This window comes from Cupriavidus sp. 94F1, from assembly GCF_057798875.1.
Window position 1 is genome coordinate 497,656 of record NZ_JBYOJT010000002.1, and the last position, 26,708, is coordinate 524,363.

Sequence of the window (26,708 nt, forward strand, 5' to 3'; positions counted from 1 at the left end):
GCACGACCGCGCCGCCGCACAGGTCGACTAATATATTAGCGTATGAGCAACAGACAGCAGGGCGCATTTCCGCACACCCACGAGGAAGCGCGAACCCGGCGGCCCAGACACCAGGAATCGGAGACCCTCCACATGAACGCAACTTCCCAAGCTCCGGGCGCCTTGCCCGCCACGCCTCTAACGTCGGTCACGCCCGTCGTGACCGAGCTGACCGTGGTGCCCGTGGCTGGCCACGACAGCATGCTGATGAACCTGTCGGGCGCGCATGGCCCGTACTTCACCAGGAACATCGTGATCCTCAAGGACAGCGCCGGCAACACCGGCGTGGGCGAGGTGCCCGGCGGCGAAAGCATCCGCCAGACGCTGGAAGACGCGCGCCCGCTCGTGGTGGGGCAGGGCATTGGCCATTACCTGGCCATCCTGAACAAGGTGCGCGAACAGTTTGCCAGCCGCGATGCCGGCGGGCGCGGCCTGCAGACGTTCGACCTGCGCATCACCATCCACGCCGTCACCGCGCTGGAAGCCGCGCTGCTGGACCTGCTGGGCAAGCACCTGCAGGTGCCCGTGGCCGCGCTGCTGGGCGAAGGCCAGCAACGCGATGCCGTGGAAATGCTGGGCTACCTGTTCTATGTGGGCGACCGCAGGAAGACCACGCTCGACTACCGCACCGAACCCGGCGCCGACAACGCGTGGTTCCGCATCCGCAACGAAGTGGCGATGGATGCCCAGGGCGTGGTGCGCCTGGCCGAAGCGGCCTATGAGCGATACGGCTTCAACGACTTCAAGCTCAAGGGCGGCGTGCTGAGCGGCGACGAGGAAATGGAAGCGATCATCGCCCTGCACGAGCGGTTCCCCAAGGCCCGCGTCACGCTGGACCCGAACGGCGGCTGGCTGCTGAAGGACGCGATCCGCCTGTGCCGCGACAAGCACGGCATCCTGGCCTACGCCGAAGACCCCTGCGGCGCCGAGGACGGCTATTCGGGCCGCGAGATCATGGCCGAATTCCGCGCCGCCACCGGCCTGCCGACCGCCACCAACATGGTGGCCACCGACTGGCGCCAGATGGGGCATGCGGTGCGCCTGCAGTCGGTGGACATTCCGCTGGCCGACCCGCACTTCTGGACCATGCAGGGTTCGGTGCGCGTGGCGCAGATGTGCTCGGAATGGGGCCTGACCTGGGGCTCGCATTCGAACAACCACTTCGACATCTCGCTGGCGATGTTCACGCACGTGGCCGCCGCCGCGCCGGGCCGTGTCACTGCCATCGATACGCACTGGATCTGGCAGGACGGCGAACACCTGACGCGCCATCCGCTGAAGATCGAAGGCGGCTTGGTGCAGGTGCCGAAGACCCCGGGCCTGGGCGTGGAACTGGACATGGACGCGCTGGCGCGCGCCAACCGGCTCTATCAGGAAAAGGGCCTGGGCGCGCGCGACGACGCCGTCGCCATGCAGTTCCTGATCCCCAACTGGAAGTTCAACAACAAGATGCCTTGCATGGTGCGCTGATCGACGTATCGGCCACCTATTCAGAGAAGCCGCACAGCTTTCGTTCAAAGCAGGAGACAACAACATGAAGTACACCTTCACGGCCGCCCCGCGCGGGGCTTTCGCTTCCACGTGGCTGCGCCGCCTTGCCGGCGTGGCCGTTGCGCTGGCGGCCGGCATGACGGTCAGCACCGCCGCCATGGCTTCGGGCACCGCCTGGCCGCAACGTGCGGTCTCGGTCGTGGTGCCGTTCCCGGCTGGCGGGTCCACCGACACCATCGCGCGCCTGCTGGCCCAGCCGCTCAACGAGAAGCTCGGCCAGCCGTTCGTGGTGGATAACCGGCCGGGCGCCACCGGCGCCATCGGTGCCACGTTCGTCAAGCGTGCGCCGGCCGATGGCTACACGATGCTGGTGGCCTCGATTGGCGTTTTTGCGGTGAATCCGTTCCTCCAGAAGAACCTGCAGTACGACCCGGCCAAGGATTTCGACCTGCTGACGGTGGCCGTGCGCGCACCGAACGTGCTGGTGGCGAACCCGAACTTTCCGGCCAGGTCGCTGCAGGAACTGGTGGCCTACATGAAGAAGAACCCCGGCAAGGTGTCGTTTGCCAGTTCGGGTGCGGGCTCGTCCGATCACCTGACCGCCGCGCTGTTCTGGCAGAAGAGCGGTACCGAAGGCCTGCACGTCCCGTACAAGGGGGGTGCGCCGGCCATCTCCGACCTGCTGGCGGGCCAGGTCGATGTGTCGTTCCAGAACATCAACGCGGTGCTGCAGCATATCCGTACCGGCAAGCTCAAGGCACTCGCCGTGACCTCGGACAAGCGGTCGTCGGTGCTGCCGAACGTACCGACCATGACCGAGGGTGGCGTCAAGGACGTGGATGTGTATTCGTGGCAGGGCGTGGCCGCGCCCAAGGGGCTCCCGGCTGACGTGAAAACCCGCCTGCACGGCGCCATCGTCGGCGCGCTCAAGGACCCTGGCATGCAGAAGAAGCTCAGCGAGCAGGGCTTCGAGGTCGTCGCCAACACGCCGGAACAGTTCGCGGAGTTCGAGAACCAGGAACTCAAACGCTGGAAGACCGTGATCGAGCAAGGCAGGATCACCGCCGAGTAATGCCTCCACGGAAGTTGCTGGACATTGGCCCCGCCTGCATGGCGGGGTTTTTCTTTGCGCGCCCGATGGCTGGCGAGGGATTGCCGCCAAGCCCCGCCTGAAGTGGGGGTACCCCAGCCTCGGCCTCAACAATCGCGGGACATGTCCGATAACGATTTGGGCAGTGCCAGGCCAGCGGCATGCCAAAAATCTGACAAATTTGATCTGTGTCAGTAGTATTTCGCCCTTTTGCTATTGATGAATCTGGGCCGCTGGTCCATGTTGCCGGGTCGGCAAATCGCCGACCCTTGACGCTATCTGGAGAAATGGAAGTGAGGAATCTGAAGAGCTGCTGCCTGGCCGGGATCGTGGCCGCCATGGGCCTGGCCGGTTGCGCGACCGAAACGTCGACGGCCCTGCCGGTGCAGAAGGTGGAAAGCGCGAGCCGCCCGTTCAACGGCGTGCGCACACCGATCGCGGTGGGCAAGTTCGATAACCGCTCGAACTACATGCGCGGTGTGTTCTCGGACGGTATCGACCGCCTGAGCGGCCAGGCCAAGACCAGCCTGGTGACGCACCTGCAGCAGACCAACCGCTTCAACGTGCTGGAGCGCGAGAATCTCGACGAGATCAAGCGCGAAGCCGCCATCAAGAACCAGGCCCAGAAGCTCAAGGGTGCCGATTTCGTGGTCACCGGCGATATCACCGAGTTCGGCCGCAAGGAAGTGGGCGACGTGCAGCTGTTCGGCATCCTGGGCCGCGGCCGCGAGCAGGTGGCCTACGCGAAGGTCAACCTGAATATCGTCAATATCAGCACGTCCGAAGTCGTGTACGCCACGCAGGGCGCGGGGGAATACAAGCTGTCGAATCGCGAGGTGATCGGTTTTGGCGGAACGGCGAGCTTCGACTCGACGCTCAACGGCAAGGTAATGGACCTGGCCATGCGCGAAGCCGTGAACAACCTGGTGAACGCGATCGAAAGCGGGGCCTGGAAGCCCGTTCAGCAGTAAGTCGTTACCAACAAAAGAAGCGAGAAAAACATGAAGCAATGGGTCACGCTGCGCAACGCGGCGTTTTTGTCGGCGGCCGGCCTGCTGGCTGGCTGCGCCGGTCCGCAGTCGATGTACCAGTGGGAAGGCTACCAGTCGCAGGTCTACGAGTACTTCAAGGGTGAGTCGAAGGAAGCGCAGATCACCGCGCTGGAAAGCGGCCTGGAAAAGATCAAGGCCAAGGGCGGTTCGGTGCCGCCCGGTTATCACGCCCAGCTTGGCATGCTCTACCTGAACGTGGGCAAGGGCGAGCAGACGGTCAAGGAATTCCAGACCGAAAAGACGCTGTTCCCCGAGTCCACGCCGTACATGGACTTCCTGATGCGCAACATGAAGACCGACGAACGCAAGGAAGCGGGGGCCGCCACCGCACCGCAGGCCAGGGCGGAAACCACGGCCGCCGCCAGGTCTGACGTCACCGCAGGGAGCACCAAATGATGCGCCGCATTCTGACCTGTATCGCCGCCCTGGGCACGGCCGCGCTGTTCGCCGGCTGCGCCGTGCCGACCACGCAAGTGAATTACGCCGCGTTCAAGCAAGCGCGCCCGCGTTCGATCGTGGTGCTGCCGCCGCTGAACGAGTCGCCCGACATCAAGGCCACCTACGCGATGCTGGCGCAGGCCACGTATCCGCTGGCCGAATCGGGCTACTACGTGTTGCCGGTGGCGCTGGTCGACGAAACGTTCCGCCAGAACGGCCTGACCGTGCCCGGTGATATCCATACTGTGCCGGTGCCCAAGCTGCGCGAGATCTTCGGGGCCGACGCGGCGCTGTATGTGACCGTGACCGACTACGGCTCGCGCTACCAGGTGCTGAGCAGCGTGACCCGCGTGGCCGCGAAAGCGACGCTGGTGGACCTGAAGACCGGCGATGAACTCTGGAGCGGCAGGGCGGTGGCGGCGCAGGACAGCAGCAGCAGCGGCGGCGGCCTGATCGGCATGCTGGTCACGGCAGCCATCAACCAGGCGATGAACCACCTGACCGACGCCAGCTATCCCGTGGCCGGCACCGCGAGCGCACGCCTGCTGTCGGCCGGGATGCCCAACGGCATCCTGTACGGCCCGCGTTCGCCGAAGTATCAATCTGACTGAGGCGGACTGAGTCGGACCGATCTGGCCGCCTGCGGGCGGCCAACAAAAAATGCCGCGGCACTGGCTCCAGATCGGAGCGGTGCCGCGGCATTTTTCATTTGTCTGGCGGAAGCGGTGAGATTCGAACTCACGGATGGGTCACCCCATCGGCAGTTTTCAAGACTGCTGCCTTAAACCACTCGGCCACGCTTCCTTTCAGGTTGGATACCGGGCGCGGCGTGTCATCCGTCATGCCCGGCCGCGCATTATACAAGGTCGCAGGGCCTGGCAGTGTGCGGCTTGATGGGCGCACGACAGGTCGCATGGTTGACGGGGCCATGACGGCTTCGGCCCGGAATGGGTCGGGCACTGGCGCATTTGTCGGTCTTTGTCGGACAGCGCGGAACCATGTTGGGGCTGTAAGGTTCCTAGAAAGGTCGATTTGCGGGCGCTTGCCGCGCAGGTCCACCTTTCCAAACGCCTCAATCCGCTATCAGAGGAGCATTGATCATGCAGGGACAACACAAGGACAACAAGGACACGCCCAGGTCGTGGCTGGCGCTTGGCAGCCTCGGCGCACTGGCGCTGGCCGCTGGCCTGGCCGGCTGCGCGCAGCCCGGTTACGGCGGCTACGGCAACTACAACACGGCCCCGCCTCCGCAGCCTTATCAGCAGCCGGGCACCAACAGCTACCAGGCGCCGAGCGGTTCGGTCTTTACCGGACGCGTGGAATCGATCGAGCCGATCCAGACGACGCAGGGCAGTTCGGGCCTGCTGGGCACCGTGATCGGCGGCGCGGCGGGCGGCCTGCTGGGCCACCAGGTCGGCGGCGGACGCGGGCAGACCGCGGCCACGATCGTCGGTGCCGTGGGTGGCGCCGTGGCCGGCAACCAGATCGAAAAGCGCGCCGGCAGCAATACGTCGACCGCCTACCGCGTGAACGTGCGGCTTGACGATGGCCGCGTGGCCACGGTGACGCAGAGCAATCTGGGCAATCTGCGCGTGGGTGACCGCGCACGCGTGGCCAACGACATGGCGACGCCGTACTGATCGTCGGTCAGCCAACGCAGTACATAGCAAAAGCGCCACACCTGATCAGGGTGTGGCGCTTTTGCTTTGGATTCACCTTCATCGAACGACCATGAGCCATGCCGGCTCAATCCTTCAGGAACATCTCCTGCAGGTCGTTGAGGAACCGGCGGCCCAGTTCGGTCGGCTTGATCGTGGTGGGGTCCGCTTCGAGCAGCCCTTTTTTCTCCGCCGCGGCCAGTTGCTTGCCGATCGTGTGCAGCGGCAGGCCGGTGTAGTCGTGGAAGCTCGATGCCGGCACGCCGTCGGTCAGCCGCAGTGCGTTGAGCATGAACTCGAACGGCAGTTCGTCCGCGCCAACTTCGCGGGCCTCCTGCACGGCGTTGCCGGCCATGGCCTGTTCCATATACGTGGCCGGATGCTTGTGGCGCATCTGGCGCAGGATACGGTTCGGAAACGACAGCTTGCCATGCGCGCCGGCGCCGATCCCCAGGTAATCACCGAAACGCCAGTAATTGAGGTTGTGCCTGGCCTCGCGATGCGGGCGGGCATAGGCCGACGTTTCGTAATGGCGAAAGCCCGCCTGTGCCGTGCGGGCCTCGATGATGTCCTGCATCTCGTAGGCGATGTCCTCGTCCGGCAGGGCCGGCGGATACTTCGCGAACAGCGTGTTGGGCTCCAGCGTCAGGTGGTACAGCGACAGGTGCGTGGTGCCATAGGACAGCGCGGCTTCGAGATCGCGCACGCATTCGTCGATGGTCTGGCCGGGCAGGGCGTACATCAGGTCCAGATTGACGTTGTCGAAGTGCTTCAGCGCGATGTCGATGGCCGCCCGCGCTTCACGCTCGCCGTGGATACGCCCCAGCGCCTGCAGGTGCCGGTCGTCAAAGCTCTGGATGCCGATCGACAGCCGGTTGATGCCGCTGGCCCGGTAGCTCGCGAAACGTTCGGCCTCGAACGTGCCCGGGTTGGCTTCCATCGTGATCTCGGCGTCGGCATCGAGCGGCAGCAGCGCGCGGATGTCGGACAGCAGGCGGTCCATGCCCGCCGCCGACAGCAGGCTGGGCGTGCCGCCGCCGATGAACACCGTATGCACCGGGCGGCCCCACACCAGCGGCAGCGACTGCTCCAGGTCGGCACGCAGCGCATCGAGATACATGTCCTCGGGGATGTCGTGACTGTCGTTCTTGCCCGGTGCCGCATGCGAGTTGAAGTCGCAGTACGGACATTTGCGCACGCACCAGGGGATATGGACATACAGCGACAGCGGCGGCGAGCCGGGCAGGGCGATCTGCCCCGGTTTGAGCCAGAGCTGCTGATTGCCGGCCGGCGACACGTCAGCCGGCTTGCCGCTGCCGGCGGGGATGATCGGGATCATGCGCCTACCTTGAGACTGGCGGCCTGCAACCGTGCCACCAGCCCTTGCAGGGCCAGCGCGCGATGGCTGATGCTGTTCTTCTCGTCCGCGCTCAGTTCGGCGGCCGTCTTGCCGATCCGGGGCAGCAGGAAGTGCGGGTCGTAGCCAAAGCCGCCCGCGCCGCGCGGGGCGTCCACCACTTCACCCGCCCACGTGCCTTCGGCGATGATCGGGCGCGGATCGTCGGCATGGCGCACCAGCACCAGCACGCAGTAATAGTGGGCGTGGCGGTTCAGCTTGCCCGCCAGCTGCGAAATCAGGTGCGCGTTGTTGGCGGCATCGGACTTCGGCTTGCCGACCATCTGCGCGTAGCGGGCCGAATAGACGCCGGGCGCGCCATCGAGGGCGTCCACGCAGATGCCCGAGTCGTCGGCCAGCGCCGGCATGCCCGACAGGCGGCTGGCATGGCGGGCCTTGGCCAGCGCGTTTTCGACGAACGTGACGAACGGCTCTTCGGCTTCCGGAATGCCCAGCTCGCCCTGCGGCACGACGTCGAATCCGAGCGGCGACAGCAGCGCGCTGAATTCGCGCACCTTGCCGGCGTTGTTGGAGGCCAGGACCAGCCGTTGCATCGTCATTCCCTCCCGCGCGTCAGAGCCCAAGCGCCTGCTTCTGGTGGCGCACCAGTTCGGCGATGCCGGCTTCGGCCAGACGCGTCATGGCGTCGAGGTCCGCCCGGCTGAACGGCGCGCCCTCGGCCGTGCCCTGGACTTCGACAAAACCGCCGCTGCCCGTCATCACCACGTTCATGTCGGTGTCGCACGTGCTGTCCTCGGCATAATCGAGGTCCAGCACCGGCACGCCATCGACCATGCCGACCGACACCGCGGCCACGAAGTCGCGGATCGGGCTGGCCTGGATCACGCCGCTGCGCAGCATGGTGCCGATGGCGTCATGGGCGGCCACGAAGGCGCCGGTGATGGCGGCCGTGCGCGTGCCGCCGTCGGCCTGCAGCACGTCGCAATCAAGGTGGATCGTATATTCGCCAAGCGCGGACAGATCGAACACCGAGCGCATGGCCCGGCCGATCAGGCGCTGGATTTCCTGGGTGCGGCCGGTCTGCTTGCCGCGTGCGGCCTCGCGGTCCGACCGCGTATGCGTGGCGCGCGGCAGCATGCCGTATTCGGCGGTGACCCAGCCTTCGCCGCTGCCCTTCTTGTGCGGCGGCACCTTGGCCAGCACGCTGGCCGTGCACAGCACCTTGGTATCGCCAAAGGCACTCAGTACCGAACCTTCGGCGTGTCGGGTGTAGTGACGGGTCAGGCTGATGGGTCGCAGCGCGTCGGCCGCGCGTCCGCTGGGTCGCATGGGGAGTCTTTCGTTGGAATCGGGTAAGACCGCGATTCTAACGCCGGCGGGGCGATCTTGCGTCCTTGGGGGCTGCCTGGCGCGTCAGCGCATCAGGTTCGAGGTCTTGTCGATGGCCGCGCGGATCTCCGCGATCGAGCGTTCGATTTCTTCCTCGGACAGCAGGTCGGTGTCGGTGCCGGTGCGTTCCAGGATCGACGTGGTGAACGCGTTCAGCGGCAGCGTGTCGGTCAGCACCGCGTCCTCGTTCGGCACGGTGGCATCCGCTTCCCACATCATGGCAATCGCTGTGGTGTTGTCGGCACCTTCGCCGGCGTTGGCCAGGGCCTGCTCGATCAGGTCCGGGATGGCGTGGACGACCGACAGGTGGGTCACCTTGTCGACGATGACCTTTTCGTCCAGCACGCCCCACAGTCCGTCCGAGCACAGCAGCGCCACATCGCCCGGCTCCAGCCGCACCGGGCCGCCGATATCGATCAGCGGCAGGTTGGGCGACCCGAGGCAGTTGTAGAGCTTGTTGCGCTCCGGGTGGTTGGCCACTTCCATGGGCAGCACCCGTTCCTGCTGCAGCAGGTTCTCGATCTTCGAGTGGTCGCGTGTGCGGGTCAGCAGCGCGGCCTTGCGCATCAGGTAGAAGCGGGAATCGCCGGCGTGGGCCCAGTGGATCTGGCCGTTCTGGATCAGGCAGCAGACCACCGTGGTGCGGGGCACATCGGGCAGCTTGTTGGCTTCGGCGTAGCGATGGATCTCGCGGTGCGCCAGCATGACCGTGTCCTGCAGGAAGTCTGCAGGGTTGCGGATCGACGGGCGGGCCTGCGACTGGAACTGGCGTGCCAGCGTCTGCAGCGCCTGCTGCGCGGCGACTTCACCAAAGGCATGGCCGCCCAGGCCATCGGCCAGCACCATGAGCAGGGCATCGCGTGTGAAGCAATAGCCCATGCGGTCCTGGTTGATCCGGCGGCCGCCTTTCCGGCTTTCCTGATAGACGGAGAATCGCATTGCGGTAATTCGTGTCGGGTTCGTGCGTTAGTCGCCGCTTCGGCCGGTTTCTTCGGCGTGAACGGGCTTGGCGGCGGTCGGCTTGTCGATGCTCTTGTCTTCGCGGCGGCGCAGCAGCGTCATGAAGCGGCTGGTGGCATTGACGCGTTCGCCGGTCGTCGCGGCGGGGGCGCTGGCTGCCGCGGCGGCCGATTGCTCGCCCAGCGCATTGCTCTGGTCGCGCAGCTCCTTCTGGAGCCGGAACACGCTCTGCGGCCGTTCGGACGGCGTCAGGCGCAGACACCACTCGACCAGGTCGACCAGGCCATTGGTGTAGGTGGCGCGCAGCCGCGTGAAGGATTCAGCCATGCGGTCTTCCTTCTCGCGCTGGTTGGCCTCCTGCGGCGGCATGCCGGCCATGCACGCGTACAGCGTGGCGCCCAGGCTGTAGATGTCGGTCCACGGGCCCAGCTCGGAATGCTTGCCATAGAGTTCGGGCGCCGCGAAGCCGGGGGTGTACATCGGCTGGAAGCGCGCGTTTTCCATGGTCAGGATCTGCCGGGCCGCACCGAAATCGAGCAGGATCGGCGATTCGTCCTCGCGCAGATAGATGTTGCCGGGCTTGATGTCCAGGTGCAGCAGTTTGTGAATATGCACTTCACGCAGGCCGCTCATGAGGTCGTGGAAGACCTTGCGGATGAACCGTTCGCGCAGCACCTTCGACTTGCCTTGCTGCCGGGCCTGCAGGATATGCTCCTGCAGCGTCTTGCCCAGCTCGTAGTTCATCACCATGTAGACCGTGGAGTTCTCGCGGAAGAAGTTCACCACGCGAACCACGCTGGGGTGCGAAATACGCGCCAGCGAGCGGCCTTCCTCGAAGAAATACTTCAGGCCAAGGCGGAACGAGGCGGCGTTTTCGTCGGGGACGACCGGAATCAGTTCGCCGGGATTGCGGCGCGCCAGCGAAGACGGCAGGTATTCCTTGATGGCAACCGGGGCGCCGGTCTCGTCGGTGGCGAGGTAGACGAAACTGAACCCCCCGCTGGCCAACTTCTTTACAATACGGTAGTTGGCAAGCAGCGTGCCGATAGGGAGCGGCGCGCTCTTGGGTTGGTTGGCGCCCTTGGACTCTGTCATAGGATTCGGGACCTCATTTGCTCCCGGATTCTCCGGTCTAATCGGTCACTTGTAAAGAAATCATTAGCGGGGAGTGTTGCCAAAACTCCGCGCTTTCCGACCGCCGCTTTCCCATTGATTTTTCGGGCGTTTTAGCGCCTGTACGGCCGCGCTGGCCGGGCCGCCGGCCCCGGTTTTCGTGCCGAATCCTGATTTTTCGACTCTTTCGCGAGATTAACGACGATGATCCACAGCATGACAGGCTATGGCCTGGCCACCCGCCAGGCACCGCTGACCAACGCCCAGGGCGAACCCAGCGGCCGCACGGCTTCGGTTTCCGTGGAATTCCGCACTGTCAATTCGCGTTTTCTCGACCTGTTGTTCCGTGCGCCGGAAGAGTGCCGCGCCTTCGAGCCGGCGCTGCGCGAAATGCTGATGGGCGAGCTGTCGCGCGGCAAGCTCGAATGCCGTATCAACCTGCAGCGCACCGACACCGGCGGCGCCACGCTGGCGCTGAACCAGGGCCTGCTGGACCAGATCCGCGCGCTGGAATCCACCGTGGCCGGCACCTTCGCCGGCGCGGGTACCATGCGCATGGGCGAGATCCTGCGCTGGCCGGGCGTGCTGGTGGAACCCGAACTGTCGCAGGAAGCCCTGCGCGAAGCCGTGACCGGTGCCGCGCGCGACGCCCTGAAGCAACTGCTGGAGGCCCGCGGCCGCGAGGGCGCCGCGCTCAAGGCCACGCTGGAGGAGCGTATCGACGCCATGCTGGCCATCGTCGAGCGGCTGACGCCGATGATTCCCCAGCTGATCGCCCACCATCAGGAAAAGCTGACCGAGCGCCTGCAGGAGGCCTTCAACCTGGCCGCGCCGAACGGCATGCCGTCGATGAGCCGCGAAGAAGTGGCCGAGCGTATCCGCCAGGAAGCCACGGTCTACGGCATCCGCATCGACATCGCCGAAGAGCTGTCGCGCCTGCAGGCCCACCTCAACGAAACGCGGCATATCCTGAAGAAGGGCGGCCAGGTCGGCAAGCGCCTGGATTTCATGATGCAGGAGCTCAACCGCGAGGCCAACACGCTGGGCTCGAAGGCCGCTGCCAAGGAACTTGCCGATGCGTCGATGGAGCTCAAGCTCCTGATCGAGCAGATGCGCGAACAGATTCAAAACCTCGAATAAGATCATGAGCGACACCACCCACACCGCCATCGATACCGCCTATCCCGGCAACCTGTTCATGGTGGTGGCACCGTCAGGGGCCGGCAAATCCACGCTGGTCAATGCGCTGCTGGCGCAGGACCAGTCCATCCGCCTGTCGATCTCGCACACCACCCGCAAGCCGCGCCCCGGCGAGCAGAGCGGCCGCGAGTACCACTTCACCACGGTCGAGGAATTCCGTGCCGCGCGCGATCGCGGCGAATTCCTGGAATGGGCCGAAGTGCATGGCAACTACTACGCCACCTCGCGCGTCTGGATCGAGCAACAGATGGCCCAGGGCAACGACGTGCTGCTGGAGATCGACTGGCAGGGCGCGCAGCAGGTCCACAAGCGTTTTTCCAATGCGGTGGAGATTTTCATCCTGCCGCCGTCCCTGACCGCCCTGGAAGACCGCCTCAAGAAGCGGGGCCAGGACGAGCCGAACGTGATCGTGCGGCGCCTGCTGGCGGCCGGTAGCGAAATGGCCCATGCTTCGGAGTCCGATTACGTGATCATCAACGAGGTTTTCGAGGATGCGCTGAAGCAGCTGCAGAACGTCGTTCACGCGACCCGTTTGCGCTTTTCGTCGCAGAAGGCCCGTCACGCCGAGCTGTTTATCGAGCTCGGCATTCATTGATTGCAGGCCCGTCGCCGGAAGGTTCCGGCGGCGTGCTGTAAAATACCGGCCTGTCGAACAGGTTTTATCCCAAGGTGGATTTGATATGGCGCGTATTACCGTCGAAGATTGTCTGAAACACATCCCGAACCGCTTCGAGCTCGCGCTCGCCGCGACTTACCGGGCACGTCAGCTCGTGCAAGGCCATACGCCCAAGGTCGAGGCGAAGGACAAGCCCACCGTGGTGGCGCTGCGCGAAATCGCGACTGGCCAGGTGGGTATCGAGATGCTCAAGAAGGTACCGACCTGATTGCCAGGGCGGCCCGTGGTTCATTCATGCTTCGCGTGCGTACGCATCCCGCCGCGCATCCGGTTGAATTCCAGGGGCTGCCATGCCTTCGTCGCCGACCGATCCCGCCATTGCTCCCCCGGCCAACGCCGGGGTCGGGCATTCGCGTGCATTGCCGGCGGCGAAGCCTCCTGGCGCCGTGCCGGCTCCGGCCGGTGCGGTCGCCACGCCTGTGGCGCCCGGCGCACCGCTGCCCGGTGTCGTACCGGTTTCCACATCCCTGCCTCCGGCGCCTTCCGCGCCTGCCGGCCGTAAGCGTCCCGGAATTCTTCCCGTGACAGCCCGTACCGGTGCTCCCAATTTGCCCGATCCGCTCGGCGACAACGTCGTCGGCGAGCGTGCCGTCGTGCCGCCGATCCAGCAGGGCAAGGCGCGCGCGGCCCTGGCCAATGAACTGGTAGCCGAACCCGTGGCTGGCACCGTGCCGGCCACGCCGGGCGGCGACCTGTTCATCGATGCGGTGCTGGCGCAGTCATACCGGCATTTCTTTGGTCCGACGTCGCAGCCGGCGGTGCCGCCAAGGCAGCAGGTCATCTCGATCGCGCGGCTGATGGAGAAGCTGGCTTATCTGAAGCCGGCTGACCAGGCGGTGGTGCGCGAGGCCTTCCAGTTCTCGGACGAGGCGCACCTGGGGCAGTACCGCCAGAGCGGCGAGCCGTACATCACGCACCCGGTGGCCGTGGCCGAACTGTGCGCGGACTGGAAGCTCGACGTGCAATCCATCATGGCGGCGCTGCTGCATGACGTGATGGAAGACCAGGGCATCACCAAGAGCGAGCTGGCCGAGAAGTTCGGGCCAAAGGTTGCGGAACTGGTCGATGGCCTGACCAAGCTGGACAAGCTCGAATTCCAGAGCCGCGAGCAGGCGCAGGCGGAAAGCTTCCGCAAGATGCTGCTGGCGATGGCGCGCGATGTGCGGGTGATTCTGGTCAAGCTGGCCGACCGCACGCACAACATGCGCACGCTCGATTTCGTGCCGCCCGAGAAGCGGCGCCGGATCGCGCTGGAAACGATGGAGATCTACGCGCCGATCGCGCACCGGCTGGGTCTCAACACGATTTACCGCGAGCTGCAGGAACTGTCGTTCAAGGTTGGCTCGCCGTTCCGCTACGCCACGCTGGAGAAGGCCGTCAAGGCCGCGCGCGGCAATCGCCGCGAGGTGGTTCGCCGCATCCTGGAGGCGGCGCAGGGCGCGCTCGGCGACGCCGGTATCGTGGCCGAGCTGTCGGGGCGCGAGAAGACCCTGTACAGCATCTATCGCAAGATGCATGACAAGCAGCTGTCGTTCTCGCAGGTGCTTGACGTCTACGGGTTCCGCGTGGTCGTGGAAACGCAGATGCACTGCTACATGGCGATGGGCGCGCTGCACGGGCTGTACAAGCCGATGCCGGGCAAGTTCAAGGACTACATCGCGATTCCGAAGATCAACGGCTACCAGTCGCTGCACACGACGCTGGTGGGTCCGTTCGGCACGCCGGTGGAGTTTCAGATCCGCACGCGCGGCATGCACCAGATTGCCGAGGCCGGCGTGGCGGCACACTGGATGTACAAGCACCAGGCCGACCATGCCAACGATATCCAGCAGCAGGCCCACCAGTGGCTGCAGTCGCTGCTCGATATCCAGAGTCAGACCGGCGATTCGCAGGAATTCCTGGAGCACGTCAAGATCGACCTGTTCCCGGATGCCGTCTACGTATTCACGCCAAAAGGCCATATCCGTGCGCTGCCGCGTGGCGCCACGGCGCTGGACTTTGCGTACGCGGTGCACAGCGACCTGGGCAACCAGTGCGTGGCGGTCAAGATCAACAACGAGCTGCTGCCCCTGCGCACGGAGCTCAAGAGCGGCGATATCGTCGAAGTCGTGACGGCGCCGTACTCGAAGCCGAATCCGGCCTGGCTGGCGTTCGTGCGGACCGGCAAGGCGCGCGCGGCGATCCGCCACTACCTCAAGACCACCAAGCTCGACGAGGCCATCCAGCTGGGCGAGCGCCTGCTGGACCAGTCCGCGCGCCAGCTCGGCATCGAACTGAAGGCGGTGCCGCAGTCGGTGTGGGAGCGCATGATCCAGTGGACCGGCAACAAGGTGCGCGAGGACATCTTCGCCGACCTGGCGCTGGGCCGGCGTGTGCCGGCCGTGGTGGCCCGGCGCATGGAGATCCTGCTGCAGGAGCTGTCTGGTGATGTGGACAGCGCGCTGCTGGCCGCGGTGCAGACATTCGCCGGCGAGGAAGCCCCGGCCGTGCCGATCACCGGCGACGAAGGCATGTCGATGATCTTCTCGGCGTGCTGCCGTCCGATCCCGGGCGACTCGATCGTTGGCTATCTGGGCAAGGGCGAAGGCCTGCAGATCCACGTGCAGGACTGCAAGGTGGCCAAGCGCCTGCACAGCAAGGACCCCGAGCACTGGATCGAGGTCATGTGGGCCAAGAAGACGACCCGGGCCTTCGATGTGTCGATCAAGGTCATGGTGCGCAACGTGAAAGGCATCGTCGCGCGTGTGGCCGCCGACCTGACCGCCGCCGACGCCAACGTGGCCCACGTGGCGATGGAGCAGCAGCAGGTGGCGGGGCATCAGGAAGCCACGTACATGCAGTTCGTGATCCAGGTGCAAAACCGCCTGCACCTGGCCAACGTCATGCGCGCACTGCGTCGGAACCCGGATGTGATCCGCATCTTCCGCGACCGGAACGACGGTTAGAGACCCGAGGCCGCGCAACGACGCCGGCATCGTTTTCGCGGCGTCTCCTTGTTATTTCGCCGGGTATTTCACTTCCAGAATGTCGATCTGTTCGATGCCGGCCGGCGTGCGCAGCGGCACGGTGTCGCCTTCGCGCGCCTTGATCAGGGCCTTGGCGATCGGTGAAATCCAGCTGACGTGGTTGCTGTCCAGGTCCACCTCGTCCATGCCGACGATCGTGATCGTGGTTTCTTCGCCTGACTGGTTCGCGTACGTGACCGTGGCGCCGAAGAAAATCTGGTCGTTATCGCCCTGCAGCGATGGGTCCACCACCTCGGCCTTGTCCAGCCGCCGTGTCAGGAAGCGGATGCGCCGGTCAATCTCGCGCAGGCGCTTCTTGCCGTAGAGGTAGTCGCCGTTTTCCGAGCGGTCGCCATTGGACGCGGCCCATGACACGATCTGGACGACATCTGGACGGTCCACATCGATCAGGTGCATCAATTCGTCGCGCAGCCGCTTGTAGCCGGCGGCGGTGATGTAGTTCTTGGTGCCGGCGGGCAGCGGTGTCGCGCCCTCGGGAAGATCGTCGTCGTCATCGTTGGACGACTCTTTGACAAATGCCTTGTTCATGTTCCGGATCACTTCATGAAGCTTCAATTATAGGAAGTTGCGCTCATCGACCCCCGTCGATGAAAAAAATGCGCGAAGGGGGTTCACAAAACTGAAAACTTCTATATAATCTCTTTTCTCGGTTGCGGCTGTAGCTCAGTTGGATAGAGTACTTGGCTACGAACCAAGGGGTCGTGGGTTCGAATCCTGCCAGCCGCGCCAACCTATACGAGAGAAGGGCTTCCGGAGACGGAAGCCCTTTTTTCATTCCCGTTCCCCTCCCGCTTCTTCCTTTCCCCCTTTGTTTTCGTTCGCGCCGCGTTCGCTGTCTATGCTGTATGCATGGTCGGCGCGGAACGCCTGCGCGCTGGCTGGCTCCAATTTCAATCCTGATCGCTACTCACGGAGGCAACACATGCAACAGGACGACTGGCGCGTGGAAGGCTATCGCGGCATGGACGCATACGTATTGGTGACCTCGCATCACGATGCTGTCGCCGGCAGCGTGGGCGATACGCAGACATGGGGCTACGAAGTCCGGGTGGCGCAGGAGGGCATGGACCCGGCCGATGCCGGGGACACCGAGCGGCTTGCCAGTGGCGCGCATGTCTATGCCACCCGCCATGCGGCCGAAGTGGCGGCATTCGCCGCAGCCTATGCGCTGATCGACAAGCTGGTGGTCCCGGCGCGATAGCGCTGGGCCTGTCTGGCGGTTCCTGGCCGCAAAGTTCCTTGCGATACGTGCAATGGCGTATCACACGCCGATACCGGCCTCATTGGTTTTGACTTGATCCAGGTCATTCGTGGATCGGGGGATGGCTCCTAGTCTGGTACTGAGGCGCGCCGCGGTGCGCGCCAGCAGTAGAAAACCAGGAGCGCGCCATGCCCGAATACGAAGGATTAAAGATCGTCTACGAAGTGATCATGCTGCCCAAGGACAAGTGGGCCATCATGATCGAGATCATTCGTCGCGAGGATGGCGAGGTTCTGATGGCGCGTCACAATCCGTTTCCGCGCCAGCCCTTCGATACCAAACTCGAGGCGCTCGATCATGTGAACCGCTATGTCGCGCAGGCCGTGAAGGGCCTGGAAGGTGACAACGTGAAGCCGTTGCAACGTCGCGCATAGGCGTTGTCATCGGAGGATGCGCGGTGATGAACAGAGGCCTCCAAGATGTTGGAGGCCTTTTTCTTCGTGCTGGTGCATGAAACGCTTGCCACGCGCCCCAGATTGCTGCATAATCTCTTTCTTCAGACGCGGGGTGGAGCAGTCTGGCAGCTCGTCGGGCTCATAACCCGAAGGTCGCAGGTTCAAATCCTGCCCCCGCAACCAGATACTCGAAAGGGCTACACATGATGTGTAGCCCTTTTGTTTTCCTCTGCGTTTCCGCTGTTTTCCCCTCCTGCTGTTCGCTTCCCGTTTCCTTTTTATTCCGTGCACCGCATCCGGCGCGAGGCAGCGTGCGCTCGTCTTTTTCGCACACGATGATGCGACGTATGCGGACGAGCAACGCCCCCGCGAGCCATGTTGCCGGCGGGGGCGTTGTTTGTCAGGGGCAGGGGATCAGGCCTTGATCAGCGAGGCGGCGCGTTGGAACGTATCGCGTACCTGCGGCTGGCCTTCGCGTTCGGCGGCTTCGGCGCGGGCCTTGAGTCGGGACGTCAGTACGGCAAGGTTGCCGCCGCCGCCGCATGCGCGTGCGGCCTCGTTCATGAGCTGCGTCAGTTCCTGGTTCACGTCGGCGCCATCGAAAGCACTGACGGACAGGGCCGACACGCGCTCCAGAAAGCTGTTGACCAGTGCTTCATCATGTTGCGGTTCGGGCATGGTGGCTCCTTGGCGAACAACGAAAACACTGAAATAGGAATGCCGGCACGTCCGGACCGATGCCGGCCGTGCGGATCAATGCCGCGGCGGCAACTGCGGCGGTGCGATGCGTCGTCGGGCCGGCTTCAGAACGCGCGAAGGCCACAGCACGTAGTTGGTGTGCGGATCCATCGGCTTGCCGAAATACGATACCCATACCTGCACGCCGTGTTCGGTTTCGGACACGATGGCGGCCACTGCACGGGCCGCGACAGATGGGGATTTCAGCAGGTCGGCCAAGGCTTCGACGCCTTGGACCACATGATGCTTTACCCCCTTGAACCACACGTATTGACGCATGGCAGCAAGAAATCGCTTGGTCATGAATGCTGCTCTTCTCGTTGGCGATGCGGAATTGAGACCACAGCTTACACGGATAGTTGTGACGGTTTTGTAGGCTAGCGTCTGATTTTCTTTCCGCGCACGATGACATGTGACGGCTGCGATGCATCGTGACACCGACGCCGCTTCTGGGATGTACGCTGGCAAATTGACAAGCTGTAACAGTTGTCTTAGCGTGGTTGCATATGCTGCACAAAATCTAACGTTGTCCTGGGCCCGATGGGCGTGGAGGCAAGTGTGGAAACGGTGGCAGAGCTCGAAAAGCGGCTCGAAAGCGGCAAGGCCCTGCGTCAGAAGGTGCCGCGACGCACACAGGAATCGATCGGCAATGTCGATCGCGATCCGGTTCGTCTGCTGGAGGAAAGCAGCGCCGGTCGGGTGGAGCGTCTGATCCCGCTGCGCTACGGGCGCATGATCGCGTCGCCATTCACGTTCTACCGTGGCAGTGCCATCATCCAGGCCCACGACCTGGCCGGCACGGCGAACACGGGATTGATCCACCAGATCTGCGGCGATTGCCATCTGTCGAATTTTGGCGGATTCGCGACGCCCGAGCGTGCGCTGCTGTTCGACGTCAACGATTTCGACGAGACCAGTCCGGGCCCGTGGGAATGGGATCTGAAGCGCCTGACCGCCAGCTTCGTGGTGGCGGCGCGCCATCTGCGCCACGGCACCCAGGTTGCCGACAACCTGGTCTACGAGGTGGTGACCAGCTATCGCGAACGGATGGCGGAGTACGCGGAGATGGGCATCCTGGAAACCTGGTACGACCGCATCACGTTCGAGCGGCTGCTGGAAAGCACGGACGATCCCGATATTCAAAAGCGCGTCAGGCGCGCCATGGAGCGGGCCGCGGAGCGCACGCACGAAACCCTGCTGCCCAAGCTGTCCGAACACGATGGCGAGCGCTGGCGCATTCTCGACGCGCCGCCCGCCGTGTTCCATGTGCGGGGCGCGCAGACGCTGTTCCGTGCCGAGGACGACTGGCTGGCCGTCGACAATCCGCGCGAGATCGTCGAAAAGTGCTTTGCCGACTACGTCTCGACGCTTGCCCGCGACCGGCGCGAACTGCTGTCGCATTTCAAGCTGCATGACATGGCCTTCAAGGTGGTGGGCGTCGGCAGCGTCGGCACGCGCTGCCTGATCCAGTTGATGATCGACAGTCATGGCAAGCCGCTGTTCCTGCAGGTCAAGGAGGCCACCCGGTCGGTGGTGGCGCGCTACTTCAAGTCGGCGGCGGTCGCGCATGAGGGACGCCGCGTGGTGGAGGGGCAGCGCCTGATGCAAGCCGCGAGCGACCTGTTCCTGGGCTGGTCGAAAGGGCCGTTCGGACGCCATTTCTACATCCGCCAGTTGCGCGACATGAAGTTCTCGGCCGACATCGAACTGATGGACGTCAATGTGCTGACCGCCTATGCCCGCGTGTGCGGCTGGGTGCTGGCGCGTGCCCATGCCAAGGCCGGCGGGCTGGCCGCCGAGGTCAGCGGCTACCTGGGCAACAACGACCGCATGGCCGAATCGATGATCGCCTATTCGAATGCCTACGCCGACCAGGTGGAGCGCGACTACGACGTCTTCGTCAAGGCGTGCCGCTCTGGCCGGCTCGAAGCCCGCACGGACGCCGACATGGCCGCCGATTTCCGCGTTTGACCTGGTCCGGACCCGACCGGACCCGTTTGCCCCCAGGAGTGCGCCGATGACCGAAGATTTGCTGCTGCAACTGATGGTGGAAGTGGAAAAGGCCGATCCCATCGACTACGCGAACCTGCCTTTCGATGACGAAAAGCTGCGCGCCCTGGCCTGCAGGATCATTGCCGAACGCTCCACCGAACTGGAAACCTCGGGCCTGTCCCACGAGGCGCTGCTGGCCACGCTGTGGGCGTCCACGGCCAAGCTGGTGCTGGAGAACATCGTGCTCAATGCCCGGCTGCTGACCCTGCAAGGCAAGGCCGAGGATGCGCGCGTACTGATCGACCGGATCGCCCGGCAATCGCGCGGCACGCCCTGAACGCACCAGCCTGCGGCGAGGCTCATGCATCACACGATGCGTGAGCGTCGCCGTTTGGCTAAAATAGCGCGTTTTCCGCTCTCAGGCCGTCCCCGACGGCCAACTGGTCACACCCGGGGGCGGGGTTTGTCCTGGAGGGATTTCGGGTGATCAAATGGATTATCGTCGCCGCCTACGTGGGTGCCATCCTGTATGTGCATTTCCGCGGCAAGGTACGGCTGCCGTTCATGCGCCAGGTGCTTGACCATTCGGCACTGGTGGCGCCGGTCAATTGCTTCATGTACATGTTCTCGGGCGTGCCGCGCACGCCGTACATCGACGTCGACCGCTTTCCTGAACTGGAGAAACTGCGTGCCGCGTGGCCGCAGATTCGCGACGAGGGCCTCGCCCTGATCGCCATGCGCAAGATCAAGGCCGCCGACAAGAACGATGACGCTGGCTTCAATTCGTTCTTCAAGTACGGCTGGAAGCGGTTCTATCTCAAGTGGTACGAGGCCCAGCATCCGTCGGCGGAAACGCTGTGCCCGAACACCGTGGCGCTGCTGCGCGAGATGCCGTCGGTCAAGGCGGCGATGTTTGCCGAACTGCCGCCGGGCGGCAAGCTCAACCCGCACCGCGACCCGTTCGCCGGTTCGCTGCGGTACCACCTGGGCCTGTCCACGCCGAACGACGACCGCTGCTTCATCGAAGTGGACGGCGAACGCCACAGCTGGCGGGACGGCCAGGGCGTGGTGTTCGACGAGACCTACCTGCACTGGGCCGAAAACAAGAGTGAGACAGACCGCCTGATCCTGTTCTGCGACATCGAGCGCCCGATGCGCTATCGCTGGGCCGCCGCGGTCAACCACTGGATGGGCCGCAAGGTGATGACGGCCGCCAGCTCGCCGAACGACGAAAACGACCAGACCGGCGCGATCAACAAGCTGTTCCGCTTCGTGTGGCTGGGCGGCCAGTATCGCCGCCGCTTCAAGTCGTGGAACAAGAACCTGTATTACGTGACCAAGTTCGGCCTGATCATCGGCGGGGTGGCACTGATCGTGTTCCTCTGATCCCCGGCTTGCCGCTGCCGCCGAACTGGCGGCCGCGCCAACCTCGCAAACCGCGCAAACCGCGCAAACAGGAACCGGCAGATGACTGCCGGTTTTTTTTCGTCCTGGGGTTTGTCGTCCGCAGCCGTCAGTGCAGATCGGATTCGGGCTGCCGCCGCTCGTTGCCCAGTTCCGCGTAGTGCGCCCGCTTGGCCTCGTACATGCGATGGTCGGCCAGCTTGACCGTGTCGGTCAGCCGGTCGCCCTGGGCGCACGTGGCCGTGCCGATCGAGAACGACAGCCGCGCACCGGGGTAGAACTGGTTGTTCAGGACCACCACTTCCTGGATCTGCTCGACCACGGTCGCCGCGCCGCGTTCGTCGCGCCCAGGCAGCAGCACCATGAATTCGTCGCCGCCGGTGCGGGCCACGCAGGCCTGCTCGCCCACCGCCTTCTTCAGCACCTCGCCGGTGCGGCGCAGCAGCGCGTCGCCATCGCCATGGCCAAACTGGTCATTGATGGCCTTCAGGCCGTTCAGGTCCACCGCCACCACGCTGACCGGCCAAGGGCCCTTGCGGCCCAGGCGGGCCAGTTCGTCCTCGTAATAGGCACGGTTGTAGAGCTTGGTCAGCACGTCGTGCTTGCCCAGGAACTCCACATACGCCTCGGCCTTCTTGCGCGCAGTGATGTCGGTCAGCGACACCAGCACCTGGTCCCAGTCGGCCTCGCGGCCCGGGAACACCGACCACTGCATGAAGACGTCCACGGAACGGCCGTCCAGCGCGTAGTTGATGACCTCGCGCTGCTGCCAGAGCTTTTCGTGCCACAGGTCGATCAGCTGCTCGGCAAAGTGGATGCGCATGTCGTCGCGGAACACGTCTCCCAGGCGCGACAGCAGGATTTCCTTGCTGGGCGCGCCGAACATCGTCAGCGTCTGCTGGTTGACGTCGAGCACGCGGATTTCCTGCATGCAGCGCGAGACAAAATCGGGATGCACGTTCAGGAAGGTGCGGAAATCGGTGATGCCGGCCGCGCGCACTTCGTCCAGCAGCATCTTCACGGCGCTGAAGTCTTCCACCCACAGCGACACGGGCGAATGCTCGAACAGCCCCACCGCATATTGCTGGGCGCGGCGCAGGTCGCGCTCGGTGCGCACGCGGGCCGTGATGTCTTCGATCGACAGCAGCACGCGCGACCAGTCGGCCTCGTGGCCGGGCATGACCGTGGCTTCCAGGCGGATGTCGAGCCGTTCGCCGTCCAGCGTGTAGTTGACGGTCTGGCTGGAAAAGTGGTTGCCGCCGTCCCAGAGCTGGCCCAGTTCCTCCACGTGCTGGTCGAACATGTCGTCGCGGAACACGCTGTCGAGGTTGGCCACCAGGTCGGCCAGGTCGCTGGCGCGGAACAGGTCCAGCGTGCGCTGGTTCACGTCGAGCACGCGGATCAGCGCCGAGCAGCGCGCCACTTCGGCGGGGTTGTCGCGCAGGTGGCGACGCAGGTCGGTCACGCCATCGGCTCGCAGTTGTTCAAACGCCCGGCGCACCGCGCTGAAGTCTTCCAGCCAGAGCGACACGGGCGCCAGCTGGAACAGGGTTTGATAGTCGTTGTCGAGCCGCGAGGCGGCGGTTGCGTGCCCCAAGTTGTTCTCCCTTTTTGTGATGGATGGCGTACCGCGCACTAGCATAGGCGAGCGCGCACCGCTTGTGGGGAGAAATCTAAAGAAACGGCGATGTATCCGATGTGGATGTGGCTGGCGCGCGCCAGGCGCCGGCGGCTGCCGCCCAGCCAGTCGGCCACCCAGGCTGTCAGCCCGCCAGCCGGCGCGCCGCCGCGGCCACGGTGTCGAGCGCGCGCTCCAGTTCCGGCGTGCGCAGGTTGCCGCAGTTCAGCCGCAGAAAATGGTTGAAGCGGTTCGAATTGGAGAACATGGCGCCCGGCATCACGCGGATACCGTCGCCGATCACCTGCTCGAATACGGCCTCGGACGACACGCCGCCCGGCATTTCCACCCACAGGTGCAGGCCGCCACGCGGCAGCGTGAGCCGCGTGCCGGCCGGAAAGGTGGTGGCTACCCGCTGCGCCATCCATTCGCGCTGCACGCGCAGTTGCGTGCGCAGCCGCCGCAGGTGGCGGTCGAACGCGCCGGTGCCCATGTACTCGGCCACCGCGATCTGCGTCAGCATCTCGTTGGGCCGCGACAGGCCGAATTTCAGCATTTCCACGCGCGCCTGCCACTTGCCGGCCGTGATCCAGCCCAGCCGCATGCCGGGGGCCAGCACCTTGTGCAGCGACGCGCAGTGGATCACCGTGCCGGTGGTGTCCCACGCCTTGGCCGCTGGCAGCGGGGCATCGTCGTCGAACGTGGCCGAACAGCAGTCGTCCTCGATCATGGCGATGCCGCGCGCGGCGCACCACGCCACCAGCCGCTGCTTGTGCGCGTCGGGCATGACGCAGCCGAGCGGATTCTGCAGGTTCGGCACCACGCAAACGGCCTTGATGTTGGCATAGGTCTGGGCGGCCAGTTCCAGCGCCTCGAGCGAGATGCCGGTCTGGGGGCTGCACGGGATCTCCAGCGCGCGCATGCCCAGGCTTTCCAGGATCTGCAATAGACCGTAATAGGTGGGCGATTCCACGGCGATCACGTCGCCGGGGCCGGCCACCGCGCGCAGGGCCAGCGTCAGCGCCTCGGTGGCGCCGTGCGTGACTACGATTTCCTCTGGCGAGACGTTGATGCGCGACCGCAGCGCGTGACGGGCCAGCGCCGCCCGGAAGGCCGGATGCCCATCGGAATCGACCGATGTGCCGAACAGTTCCGGGTAGCGGCGCAGGGCCCGCGTGGCCGCGTTGCGCAGCGCATCGGTCGGGTACAGCTCGGGCGCCCCGCAGGCGCCGCCCAGGTTGATCCGGTGATGCTTGCTGCGGGCCAGGATGGCAGAAATGCGCTGGTGGATGCCGACGTACTGCGCCGGATCGGGCAGGCCGGGCACCGGCTCCTCGATAGGCGCCAGGGCCGGTTGCGCCGGCGCGCAGACGAAGTAGCCCGACCGGGGCCGCGCTTCGAGCAGGCCGGCCGCCTCCAGTTCGCGGCATGCCTGCAGCGCGGTGGACAGGCTGACCGCGTGCAGCCCCATCAGCGCCCGCACCGACGGCATGCGATCGCCCGGCACCAGCGTGCCCGCCGAGATCGCCTGGCGATAGTGGCCCGCCAGCTGCTGGTAGAGCGGGCCGGATGCGTGCGGCGGGACGGGGCGGACAGCGGAGGCTGGCGCGATGGCAGGGGCAACGATGGACATGGCGGCATCTTCGCGCGGGCGCGACGGTTGGAACAGATACAGATGGTACGCCGCTGTATCGTAACAGCGCCAAAGTTTTGCATCTGTTCTGGTCGAGGGGGCGGACGCTTGTGCCTGTTGGCCCGGCAGGCGCGCCGATACGCTGGTGGCACGTTCTTCATTTGCCAAGGAGTGCCGCCATGTCATCCCCCGAGACGATTTCCGGAGACGTCCAGACCCTCTTCCTGGCTGCCGGCCAGTGCCTGAGCCTGCACCTGAAGGCCGGCGCGGTGGTGCATGTCCAGCAAGGCCGGGTGGCCATGGCGGGCGCGCCGCGCTGGCTGGCCGAACAGGTGTGCCGGGTGCCCCGGCATCTGTGCCCCGGCGGTGTCTGTGTGACGGATGCGGCAGGTTGGCACCAACTGGTGGCGCAGGGGCCGGTGCAGTTGCGGATCATGACGCCGGCGCCGCGCCCGGGCCTATGGTCGCTGCTAAAATCGCGGCTCGGCCGTTCTGGCCTCCTGCTGGGTAACGCCCGGCCACCAGACATCCAGGCCGCAGAAGAATCGGTACCCCATGCTACGTCTCAGTGAAGTCAAACTGCCGCTCGACCACGTCGAGAGCGACCTCGAGGCTGCCGTGCGCAGCCATCTGGCCCAGATCGGTGTCAAGGGCGACGGCCTTGTCGGATTCACGGTGTTCCGCCGTGCGCACGATGCCCGCAAGCGCGACGATATCAAGCTGACCTACATCATCGACATCGAGGTCAAGGACGAGGCCGCCGCCGTCAAGCGCATGCAGCGCAAACCGAACTGGAGCGTCACGCCGGACATGGCGTATCACTTCGTGGCCAGGGCGCCCGAAGGCGGCCCGAAGTCGCGTCCGGTGGTGATCGGCCTGGGGCCGTGCGGGCTGCTGGCCGGACTGCTGCTGGCGCAGATGGGCTATCGCCCGATCATCCTGGAACGCGGCAAGGAAGTGCGCGAACGCACCAAGGACACCTTCGGCCTGTGGCGCAAGAGCGTGCTGAATCCGGAGTCGAACGTGCAGTTCGGCGAGGGCGGCGCCGGCACGTTTTCCGACGGCAAGCTGTACAGCCAGATCAAGGACCCGAAGCACTACGGCCGGAAGGTGCTGCAGGAATTCGTGCGTGCCGGTGCGCCCGAGGACATCCTCTACAAGGCGCGGCCCCACATCGGCACGTTCCGGCTGGTGAGCATGGTCGAGAAGATGCGCGCCGAGATGCTGGAACTGGGCGCGGAAATCCGCTTCGAGACGCGCGTGGACGATATCGACATCGACAACGGCCAGGTGCGCGGGCTCAAGCTGTCCAACGGCGACTACCTGCCGTGCGACCACGTGATCCTGGCCGTGGGCCACAGCGCACGCGACACGTTCCACATGCTGCATGACCGGGGCGTGTTCATGGAAGCCAAGCCGTTCTCGCTGGGATTCCGCATCGAACACCCGCAGGGCCTGATCAACCGCAGCCGCTTCGGCAAGTTCGCGGGCAACAAGCTGCTGGGCGCGGCCGACTACAAGGTGGTGCATCACGCCAGCAACGGCCGTGCCGTGTACAGCTTCTGCATGTGCCCGGGCGGCACCGTGGTGGCCGCGGCGTCCGAGCCGGGGCGCCTGGTGACCAACGGCATGAGCCAGTATTACCGCGCCGAGCGCAACGCCAACGCCGGCATCGTGGTGGGGATCACGCCCGAGCAGGATTTCCCGGGCGGCCCGCTGGCTGGCATCGCATTTCAGCGAAAGTGGGAAGAGCGCGCGTTCGCGCTGGGCGGTGGCGACTACCGCGCGCCGGGCCAGCTGGTGGGCGACTTCATTGCCGGGCGTGCGTCCACGGCGCTGGGATCGGTCGAGCCGTCGTACAAGCCGGGCGTGACGCCCACGGACCTGAGCACGTCGCTGCCGGACTACGTCATCGACGCGATCCGCGAGGCGCTGCCCGAGCTGGACAAGAAAATTGCCGGGTTTGCCATGCACGATGCGGTGCTGACGGGCGTGGAGACGCGTACGTCGTCGCCGCTGCGCATCCGGCGCAATCGCGACGACTACCAGAGCATCAACGTGCGCGGCCTGTATCCGGCCGGCGAGGGCGCCGGCTATGCGGGCGGCATCTATTCGGCGGCCATCGACGGCATCGAAGTGGCCGAGGCCGTGGCGCTGCACATCGAGAACGGACAGTGA

General features: G+C 65.1%; 27 protein-coding genes and 3 tRNA genes. 19 read left to right on the top strand and 11 right to left on the bottom strand.

Features of this window, described 5'->3' with window-relative positions:
• Positions 1–132 precede the first annotated feature (132 nt).
• The 5 genes from gudD to AC3FJ6_RS06375 all read left to right on the top strand — a co-directional run bounded on the left by gudD (position 133) and on the right by AC3FJ6_RS06375 (position 4,721).
• Positions 133–1,509 carry a glucarate dehydratase gene (gene gudD / locus AC3FJ6_RS06355; RefSeq protein ID WP_488771164.1) on the top strand — a complete coding sequence of 459 codons (1,377 nt, stop codon included), beginning with the start codon at positions 133–135 and terminating at the stop codon, positions 1,507–1,509.
• Positions 1,510–1,573: 64 nt separating this feature from the next.
• Complete coding sequence (locus AC3FJ6_RS06360) at positions 1,574–2,602, top strand: Bug family tripartite tricarboxylate transporter substrate binding protein (protein WP_488771166.1); 1,029 nt, start codon at positions 1,574–1,576, stop codon at positions 2,600–2,602.
• Between the two features lie 305 nt (positions 2,603–2,907).
• Positions 2,908–3,591 (top strand): CsgG/HfaB family protein, encoded by a 684-nt coding sequence (locus tag AC3FJ6_RS06365; RefSeq protein ID WP_488771167.1) that lies wholly within the window; start codon positions 2,908–2,910, stop codon positions 3,589–3,591.
• Between the two features lie 30 nt (positions 3,592–3,621).
• A complete protein-coding gene (locus AC3FJ6_RS06370) occupies positions 3,622–4,068 on the top strand; it encodes a DUF4810 domain-containing protein (RefSeq protein WP_400397123.1) in 447 nt (148 codons plus the stop codon).
• A complete protein-coding gene (locus AC3FJ6_RS06375; protein ID WP_488771168.1) occupies positions 4,065–4,721 on the top strand; it encodes a DUF799 domain-containing protein in 657 nt (218 codons plus the stop codon). The genes AC3FJ6_RS06370 and AC3FJ6_RS06375 overlap by 4 nt, the downstream gene beginning before the upstream one ends.
• Before the next feature lie 103 nt (positions 4,722–4,824).
• Here AC3FJ6_RS06375 and AC3FJ6_RS06380 read toward each other — a convergent pair.
• Positions 4,825–4,914: transfer RNA gene (locus AC3FJ6_RS06380), tRNA-Ser, on the bottom strand.
• A 296-nt stretch (positions 4,915–5,210) separates the two neighbouring features.
• Between AC3FJ6_RS06380 and AC3FJ6_RS06385 the strand changes: the two genes are divergently transcribed.
• Complete coding sequence (locus AC3FJ6_RS06385) at positions 5,211–5,750, top strand: outer membrane lipoprotein (RefSeq protein ID WP_488771169.1); 540 nt, start codon at positions 5,211–5,213, stop codon at positions 5,748–5,750.
• Positions 5,751–5,856: 106 nt separating this feature from the next.
• Here the strand turns inward: AC3FJ6_RS06385 and hemW are convergent, their stop codons facing one another.
• The 5 genes from hemW to AC3FJ6_RS06410 form a co-directional block, all read right to left on the bottom strand.
• Entirely contained in the window at positions 5,857–7,107 is a 1,251-nt protein-coding gene (hemW, locus tag AC3FJ6_RS06390) for a radical SAM family heme chaperone HemW (protein ID WP_153947523.1), read from the bottom strand.
• A complete protein-coding gene (gene rdgB / locus AC3FJ6_RS06395; protein ID WP_400393133.1) occupies positions 7,104–7,718 on the bottom strand; it encodes an RdgB/HAM1 family non-canonical purine NTP pyrophosphatase in 615 nt (204 codons plus the stop codon). The genes hemW and rdgB overlap by 4 nt, the downstream gene beginning before the upstream one ends.
• Before the next feature lie 19 nt (positions 7,719–7,737).
• Positions 7,738–8,454, bottom strand: coding sequence for a ribonuclease PH (gene rph, locus AC3FJ6_RS06400; protein ID WP_488771170.1), 717 nt, complete (start codon positions 8,452–8,454; stop codon positions 7,738–7,740).
• Positions 8,455–8,538: 84 nt separating this feature from the next.
• Positions 8,539–9,453 carry a PP2C family protein-serine/threonine phosphatase gene (locus tag AC3FJ6_RS06405; RefSeq protein WP_153947526.1) on the bottom strand — a complete coding sequence of 305 codons (915 nt, stop codon included), beginning with the start codon at positions 9,451–9,453 and terminating at the stop codon, positions 8,539–8,541.
• A 27-nt stretch (positions 9,454–9,480) separates the two neighbouring features.
• Positions 9,481–10,569: a serine/threonine protein kinase gene (locus AC3FJ6_RS06410; RefSeq protein WP_153947527.1), complete on the bottom strand. Its 1,089-nt coding sequence runs from the start codon at positions 10,567–10,569 to the stop codon at positions 9,481–9,483.
• A gap of 222 nt (positions 10,570–10,791) precedes the next feature.
• On the opposite strand from AC3FJ6_RS06410, the gene AC3FJ6_RS06415 reads away from it, so the two are divergent.
• The 4 genes from AC3FJ6_RS06415 to AC3FJ6_RS06430 all read left to right on the top strand — a co-directional run bounded on the left by AC3FJ6_RS06415 (position 10,792) and on the right by AC3FJ6_RS06430 (position 15,408).
• Complete coding sequence (locus AC3FJ6_RS06415; protein ID WP_153947528.1) at positions 10,792–11,727, top strand: YicC/YloC family endoribonuclease; 936 nt, start codon at positions 10,792–10,794, stop codon at positions 11,725–11,727.
• Between the two features lie 4 nt (positions 11,728–11,731).
• Positions 11,732–12,382 (top strand): guanylate kinase, encoded by a 651-nt coding sequence (gmk, locus tag AC3FJ6_RS06420; RefSeq protein ID WP_153947529.1) that lies wholly within the window; start codon positions 11,732–11,734, stop codon positions 12,380–12,382.
• Positions 12,383–12,467: 85 nt separating this feature from the next.
• Complete coding sequence (gene rpoZ / locus AC3FJ6_RS06425) at positions 12,468–12,671, top strand: DNA-directed RNA polymerase subunit omega (RefSeq protein WP_092594707.1); 204 nt, start codon at positions 12,468–12,470, stop codon at positions 12,669–12,671.
• Between the two features lie 313 nt (positions 12,672–12,984).
• Complete coding sequence (locus AC3FJ6_RS06430; protein WP_488771171.1) at positions 12,985–15,408, top strand: RelA/SpoT family protein; 2,424 nt, start codon at positions 12,985–12,987, stop codon at positions 15,406–15,408.
• Between the two features lie 51 nt (positions 15,409–15,459).
• Here the strand turns inward: AC3FJ6_RS06430 and greB are convergent, their stop codons facing one another.
• The gene (gene greB / locus AC3FJ6_RS06435) at positions 15,460–16,017 is read right to left on the bottom strand and encodes a transcription elongation factor GreB (protein ID WP_153947530.1); all 558 of its coding nucleotides are present in this window, start codon (positions 16,015–16,017) and stop codon (positions 15,460–15,462) included.
• A gap of 124 nt (positions 16,018–16,141) precedes the next feature.
• Here greB and AC3FJ6_RS06440 point away from each other — a divergent pair.
• The 4 genes from AC3FJ6_RS06440 (at position 16,142) to AC3FJ6_RS06455 (ending at position 17,328) form a co-directional block, all read left to right on the top strand.
• Positions 16,142–16,218: transfer RNA gene (locus tag AC3FJ6_RS06440), tRNA-Arg, on the top strand.
• A 193-nt stretch (positions 16,219–16,411) separates the two neighbouring features.
• Complete coding sequence (locus AC3FJ6_RS06445; protein ID WP_487523199.1) at positions 16,412–16,690, top strand: hypothetical protein; 279 nt, start codon at positions 16,412–16,414, stop codon at positions 16,688–16,690.
• A gap of 188 nt (positions 16,691–16,878) precedes the next feature.
• Complete coding sequence (locus AC3FJ6_RS06450) at positions 16,879–17,124, top strand: hypothetical protein (protein WP_487523198.1); 246 nt, start codon at positions 16,879–16,881, stop codon at positions 17,122–17,124.
• A 127-nt stretch (positions 17,125–17,251) separates the two neighbouring features.
• Positions 17,252–17,328: transfer RNA gene (locus AC3FJ6_RS06455), tRNA-Met, on the top strand.
• A gap of 231 nt (positions 17,329–17,559) precedes the next feature.
• Here AC3FJ6_RS06455 and AC3FJ6_RS06460 read toward each other — a convergent pair.
• Together AC3FJ6_RS06460 and AC3FJ6_RS06465 are read right to left on the bottom strand one after the other, a co-directional pair.
• On the bottom strand, positions 17,560–17,823 hold the full coding sequence (locus AC3FJ6_RS06460) for a hypothetical protein (RefSeq protein WP_153947533.1): 264 nt from the start codon (positions 17,821–17,823) through the stop codon (positions 17,560–17,562).
• A 75-nt stretch (positions 17,824–17,898) separates the two neighbouring features.
• Positions 17,899–18,186: a hypothetical protein gene (locus AC3FJ6_RS06465; RefSeq protein ID WP_153947534.1), complete on the bottom strand. Its 288-nt coding sequence runs from the start codon at positions 18,184–18,186 to the stop codon at positions 17,899–17,901.
• A 237-nt stretch (positions 18,187–18,423) separates the two neighbouring features.
• Here AC3FJ6_RS06465 and AC3FJ6_RS06470 point away from each other — a divergent pair, with 237 nt between their 5' ends.
• The 3 genes from AC3FJ6_RS06470 to lpxO all read left to right on the top strand — a co-directional run bounded on the left by AC3FJ6_RS06470 (position 18,424) and on the right by lpxO (position 21,261).
• Positions 18,424–19,854 (top strand): DUF2252 domain-containing protein, encoded by a 1,431-nt coding sequence (locus tag AC3FJ6_RS06470; protein ID WP_488771173.1) that lies wholly within the window; start codon positions 18,424–18,426, stop codon positions 19,852–19,854.
• 46 nt (positions 19,855–19,900) lie between these two features.
• Complete coding sequence (locus AC3FJ6_RS06475; RefSeq protein ID WP_488771174.1) at positions 19,901–20,212, top strand: hypothetical protein; 312 nt, start codon at positions 19,901–19,903, stop codon at positions 20,210–20,212.
• A gap of 146 nt (positions 20,213–20,358) precedes the next feature.
• Positions 20,359–21,261, top strand: coding sequence for a lipid A hydroxylase LpxO (gene lpxO, locus AC3FJ6_RS06480; RefSeq protein ID WP_400395854.1), 903 nt, complete (start codon positions 20,359–20,361; stop codon positions 21,259–21,261).
• Between the two features lie 127 nt (positions 21,262–21,388).
• Here lpxO and AC3FJ6_RS06485 read toward each other — a convergent pair whose 3' ends face one another.
• Positions 21,389–22,921 carry a sensor domain-containing diguanylate cyclase gene (locus AC3FJ6_RS06485; RefSeq protein WP_488771176.1) on the bottom strand — a complete coding sequence of 511 codons (1,533 nt, stop codon included), beginning with the start codon at positions 22,919–22,921 and terminating at the stop codon, positions 21,389–21,391.
• A 121-nt stretch (positions 22,922–23,042) separates the two neighbouring features.
• Complete coding sequence (locus AC3FJ6_RS06490; protein ID WP_488771177.1) at positions 23,043–24,530, bottom strand: aminotransferase-like domain-containing protein; 1,488 nt, start codon at positions 24,528–24,530, stop codon at positions 23,043–23,045.
• A gap of 179 nt (positions 24,531–24,709) precedes the next feature.
• On the opposite strand from AC3FJ6_RS06490, the gene AC3FJ6_RS06495 reads away from it, so the two are divergent.
• Positions 24,710–25,102: a hypothetical protein gene (locus AC3FJ6_RS06495; protein ID WP_488771178.1), complete on the top strand. Its 393-nt coding sequence runs from the start codon at positions 24,710–24,712 to the stop codon at positions 25,100–25,102.
• Positions 25,086–26,708, top strand: a complete 1,623-nt coding sequence (locus AC3FJ6_RS06500) for an NAD(P)/FAD-dependent oxidoreductase (protein ID WP_488771179.1) — start codon at positions 25,086–25,088, stop codon at positions 26,706–26,708. Before AC3FJ6_RS06495 ends, AC3FJ6_RS06500 begins: the two co-directional genes overlap by 17 nt.